Source organism: Mesorhizobium sp. P2_D6, from assembly GCF_056404315.1.
The window spans coordinates 1-5,142 of record NZ_JBFUEG010000054.1 but is presented as its reverse complement, the minus strand read 5'-3'; the positions used below and the strand labels follow the sequence as shown (position 1 = coordinate 5,142).

Annotated in this window: 2 protein-coding genes and 4 pseudogenes; 4 read left to right on the top strand and 2 right to left on the bottom strand. The window is 60.9% G+C overall.

Annotated features, from left to right (window positions below):
* Nucleotides 1–196: pseudogene (locus tag AC1D1L_RS33335) on the top strand (IS5/IS1182 family transposase); the annotation flags it as partial.
* Between the two features lie 257 nt (nucleotides 197–453).
* Here the strand turns inward: AC1D1L_RS33335 and AC1D1L_RS33330 are convergent.
* Entirely contained in the window at nucleotides 454–1,836 is a 1,383-nt protein-coding gene (locus AC1D1L_RS33330; RefSeq protein ID WP_477345738.1) for an IS1380 family transposase, read from the bottom strand.
* Between the two features lie 195 nt (nucleotides 1,837–2,031).
* Between AC1D1L_RS33330 and AC1D1L_RS33325 the strand changes: the two genes are divergently transcribed.
* Nucleotides 2,032–3,057, top strand: coding sequence for an IS110 family RNA-guided transposase (locus AC1D1L_RS33325; protein WP_477345736.1), 1,026 nt, complete (start codon nucleotides 2,032–2,034; stop codon nucleotides 3,055–3,057).
* A gap of 316 nt (nucleotides 3,058–3,373) precedes the next feature.
* Nucleotides 3,374–3,511, top strand: a pseudogene (locus AC1D1L_RS33320) (transposase); the annotation flags it as partial.
* A gap of 245 nt (nucleotides 3,512–3,756) precedes the next feature.
* Here AC1D1L_RS33320 and AC1D1L_RS33315 read toward each other — a convergent pair.
* Nucleotides 3,757–4,778, bottom strand: a pseudogene (locus tag AC1D1L_RS33315) (IS110 family RNA-guided transposase).
* Between the two features lie 65 nt (nucleotides 4,779–4,843).
* Here AC1D1L_RS33315 and AC1D1L_RS33310 point away from each other — a divergent pair.
* Nucleotides 4,844–4,978 (top strand): annotated as a pseudogene (locus tag AC1D1L_RS33310) (transposase); the annotation flags it as partial.
* Nucleotides 4,979–5,142 lie beyond the last annotated feature (164 nt).

Here is a 5,142-nt window from a genome sequence, read left to right as displayed (position 1 = left end):
GGTCATCGGCCATCTCAAGCAGGACCATCGCATGGGCCGCAACTTTCTGGCCTTCACCGAAGGCGACGCCAACAACGCCATGCTCGCCGGCTACAACTTCAGCCTCTTGCTCAACTGGCTGAGGCTTTTGTTTGCCTTCTTCCTGGCGCTGCTTGCAACCGCTCCAGCGTCACCGGTCCAGCCACGATCAGCCTGACCTCCGCAGCTCAACCGGAATAGCCTCCGAAACGGGGCTCGCCTTTAACACCGGTGCCGAAATGGCTTTCTTCACGGGCGACTATCTAACCCGCTTCTCTCACCGCACCCGCCATTGAGCCGCGTTTTGGCCGGTCCGGACGCCGGCTTCGAGGTCCCGCGTTCGAAGACGAGCGCAGCCGGCGCCGCGGTGTGCGGCGGCCGTGGGTTCTGCAATGTCTCCTCTGTTGTTAGCGGGAAGGGTTCAGGTCCTGCGGCTCATCGGGCCGCGGCGCGTATTCGGGCGTGTGCCAAGGCAAATTCCTCCGCATGGGGACAGGCCGAAGCCATTGCCACCTTGATGCGGCGCACCGAGACGCGGACCTGTGCGCCGATCTTCAAGAGCTTCAGCCTGATCGTGCCGCAAGTGGCCTCGGCGAGCCGGGTGTGGGCGAGGCCGAGGCGGCGCAAGGCGCAGATCAAGACATAGGCAAACGAGGCGAACCAGAGCCGCAATTGATTGGCGCGCATGGTGTGGGCACTGGTGCGGTCGGCGTAGAGGTCGAGCTGACATTCCTTGATCCGGTTCTCCATGTCGCCGCGTGCGCAGTAGAGGTCCTCGTAAAGCGCCCGTGCCGCCCAGCGCCCCGGCTTGAGCGAGGTCACGATGAAGCGCGGATTGGCGCCCTGCGTCGTCCATTCGGCCTTGGCGATGACCCGCCGGCGGCGCGACCAGCTGTCTTTGGTCGACCACATGAAGTCGCGAAAGACGCGTGCGGCCTGGCCGCTTGCCCTGGATGCCCGGCTCGCTTCCTCCAGGGCCGAGGCAATCTTCGTTTCCAGCCGCTCGTTGCGGGCGAGGCCGAAGACATAGTCGACGCGGTTTTGCTCACACCAGGCCATCAGTTCCTCGCGGGCAAAGCCGGAATCGGCGCGCAGGATGATGCGCACTGTGCGCCACGTCTGGCGGATCTGGGTCACGATCCGCTCGATCTCTTCGACCGATCCCTTGTTGGCGTCGATATTGGAGCGTCGCAGCTTTGCCGCCAAAAGGTGCCGGCCGCAGAAGACGTAGAGCGGCAAATAGCAGTAGCAATTGTAATAGCCGTGGAAGAACCGGCCCTCCTGGTGGCCGTGTAGCGGATCGTCGGTGGCGTCGAGATCGAGCACGATCTCGCCAGGCGACCTGTCGTGGGCTTCCAGGAACAGCTCCACGAACAGGGCTTCCAGCGTCTGCTTGTCGTAGCTGATCTTGTGATAGCGCGTCGGCTCCCCGACGCGGCCGTGCTCCAACCGGTTCAACGTCGACTTGCCGGCAAGCACCGCACAGTCTTCCCGCTTCGGCGTCAGGCTCTCCGACAGAAGTGCGAGCACCGGGTCGTGGCGCAGCGTGTCGTGGTCGTCGACGTCCTCGTAACCGAGTGCGATCGCCGCAATGCGTTGCCCGACCAGGGTGCGTACGCTGTGAACCGTGAGGTCCGGATCGCGTCGGTCGACAAAGCACGAGGCCACACGATCGAACAGGCCAATGGCCTTGTCGGTATGGCGCAACAGAAGCATGCCGGCGTCCGAGGTGATGGCACCGCCATCGAAACCGGCAACAACTTTGTGGCCGTCAAAGCCTTCAAATTCGCGCTGCTCGCAGATACAGTCTGTTTGCATCGGCTCTCTTCCGTGAATCCGTTAAGCCTTTGTTGCAAAAGCAGTTTTACAGATTCGCAGAGCCGATGCACCACCTGCTTTGAGAAATTCAGGCTAACTCCGCAGGAATACTGACCTGATGGGGTGGACGGCCTCCGCTCCCGGCATCGAGGTGCCATAGTGTGGCTGTCACAAGTTACATAAGGGAGAGCCGAAATGGAGAAAGTTACCGCAGTTGGTCTGGATATTGCGAAGCAGGTCTTTCAGGTTCACGGCATCGAAGCTGGCGGCGGGGTCGTCCTTCGTCGGAAGTTACGGCGCGGTGATGTCGTCGGATTTTTCGAGGCGTTGCCCTCCTGCCTGATCGGTATTGAGGCTTGTGCGACCGGACACCACTGGGTCCGCGTTCTCATGCGGCTGGGTCATGAGGTTCGGTTGATGCCGGCTTCCTATGTCAAACCATACGTAAAGCGGCAGAAGAACGATGCGACAGATGCTGAGGCGATCTGCGAGGCGGTGACGCGGCCGTCGATGCGCTTCGTTCCGGTGAAGAGCGAGGAGCAGCAGAGCGTGCTGATGCTTTATCGAGTCCGAGAGCTTCTGGTCCGGCAGCGGACAATGCTTGTCAACGCCTTGCGCGGCCACCTGGCTGAGTTCGGAATCGTGACGCGCCAGGGCATTGCCGGCGTCGGGATGCTGATCGAGCTCGTCGCAGACGAGAATAACGAGCTCATCCCACCGCTTGCCCGAGTTGCGCTTATTCCCCTGGTCGAGCAGCTACGAGCGGCGCATGAGAAGGTCATTGACCTGGATCGTCAGATCCACGCCTGGCACCGCTCGAATGAACTTAGCCGGCGCCTAGAGACAATACCTGGAATTGGCCCGATCACCGCCAGCGCGATCGCCGCGACGGTGACAGACGCGTCGCTGTTCAGATCCGGCAGACAGTTGGCTGCGTGGCTCGGTCTTGTGCCGCGGCAGAACTCGTCAGGCGGCAAGGATCGTCTCGGCCGGATCAGTAAGCAGGGCGATCCCTATATCCGTCGACTGCTTGTAGTTGGCGCCCATGCCGTCCTCAGGTTCAGTCGCAAGGGCAAAGCGGCGCCGACCCGCTGGGCTGCCGAGCTTCTGACGAAGAAGCCGTACAATGTCGTCGCCGTTGCACTCGCGAACAAGATGGCGCGGACCGTGTGGGCTCTGATGATCACCGGCAAACGCTTTGAAGCTTCGGCCACCGCGTGACGCGGCCGTAGAGGATGCAGAGATTGGTGAGGTGCTAATGGTGTGATGACGGACGGTCGAGCCGGGATCGGACAAATCCGCTCAGTGGGTGCCGCTCGAAAAAGCGCGTTGACCTGTCTGGGATCCGATCAGCGGACTTCATCAGGGCCAGCGGCATGAAACGCGCCGCACTTCAAAGGCCGTATACATGCCTGCACCCGACCAACCCGTAAGAAGCGCCAAAATCACCTTGCCACGCGGAGGCCGTCCATACATGCCACTGAGGAATTTCCTCCATCTGAGATTAAAGTCCGGGCCTTGACTGAAGGACGGACTGATGAAGAGAAAGCGGTTTACGGAAGAGCAGATCCTCGCGGTTCTGCGCGAGCATGAAGCAGGTGCGAAGGCGGGCGATCTTGCCCGCAAGCATGGGGTCTCGGAGGCGACGCTGTATAACTGGAAGGCCATCTATGGTCCGCCCCCGATCTGCAAGTGCATTTGAGGTGTTGAACCGCATGGTCTGCATCAATCTATCCGGCCTGTTCGTGGAGCCTCTTGTCGCTCCTGGCCATGATGGGATCCGCGCGTCCCCGTCCCAGCTAAATAACCCGGCCTGCGAAGCGGCCGCTTCTTCCATCGGGTTCTCGGGAGACGCCGGTTGACCGTTGGTCCATCATTCCTTTTGTTGCGCTCGCAGACTTCGGTGACCTCCTGACGCGTCTACGTCATCGGTCGGGTCTCATAAAAGGTGCCCTGCGTGAGCAGCGCCCACGCAGTGCGGGCCTGCTTGTTCGCCAGGGCGACCGCCGCGACGTTTGCGTGGGTGCGCGCCTTCAGTTGCGTCACCCACAATCCGATGGCGGTCGCCGGATTCTTGAAGAATCTCAGCATGCATCGGGAGCCGTGAATCAGAAGCGTTCGGATGTAGGAGTTGCCGCGCTTGCTGATGCCGACAGTGTCGATCGGCCGCCCGTCGAATACTGTCGAGGGACGAGGCCGAGCCAAGCTGCGAAGTCGCGCCCAGATTTGAACATGCGGCCATCGCCGATCGCAGCAACGATCGCCGTCGCGGTGATCGTACCGATCCCGGGTATCGACGCGAGGCGTCCGCATGCATCATCGCGCTCGGCAACGTCACGAAGCTCAGCCTCGAGTTCTGCCACTTGGTCGTTTATCGCCAACCATTGTTGCTGAAGCAGCGTCAGCAGGCGCTTCATTCCTGGCATGAGACGGCCTTCGAGGTCGGTTAGAATCTCCGGAAGCTTTCGAGCCAAGACGGCCGGACCTGGTGGAACAGTGATACCGCGGTCCTGCAGGAATGACCGGATCTGGTTGATCACTCCCGTTCTGCGACTGATGAGGCCGCTTCTGATCCGGTGGATCGCTTGAAGATCGAGCTGCTCCGGCGTCTTCACTGGTACGAATCTCATTGTTGGCCGCTGGACAGCTTCTGCGATTGCCTCGGCGTCGAGATAGTCGTTCTTGTTACCCTTCAGGTATGGCCGCACGAACTTTGCCGACATCAGGCGCGCATCGTGACCAAGTGCAATCAGATCGCGGGCGAGATGATGGCTTCCGCACGACGCTTCCATGCCCACGAGCGCGGAATTCATACGTGACATGTACCGAAGCAGCTGGCTCCGATTGAAGCGCTCTCGCGCGACAACTGCTCCTCTGCTGTCGAGGCCAATGAGATGGAACCAGGTCTTACCGACATCGATGCCAAATGTAGCGACGTTCATGATCTCCTCCATTTTGCTGCACCGGCCATATTAGCGCGGCGCTGGTGGGGGCGGACCATCCCACTAAGTATGGCGGGATGGACGTCTCYGAYGCCAARCGGCTGAARGCYYTGGAAGACGAGAACGCGAAGCTGAAGAAGCTGCTCGCCGACCAGATGCTGGAAGCGTCGGCACAGCGCGAGCTTCTTTCAAAAAATGTATGGTCCGCCCCGTCCGTGCAAGGGTTCGCGACATCGCCGATGACGATTCCAGTTGCATAAATGTATCCGGCCTCTCGCGAGTGAGCTGCTGTTGCAGCCAGGCCATGATGAGATCCGCGCACGCCGTTCCCAATAAATGGTTCGGGCACGAAGCCCGCTTGCTT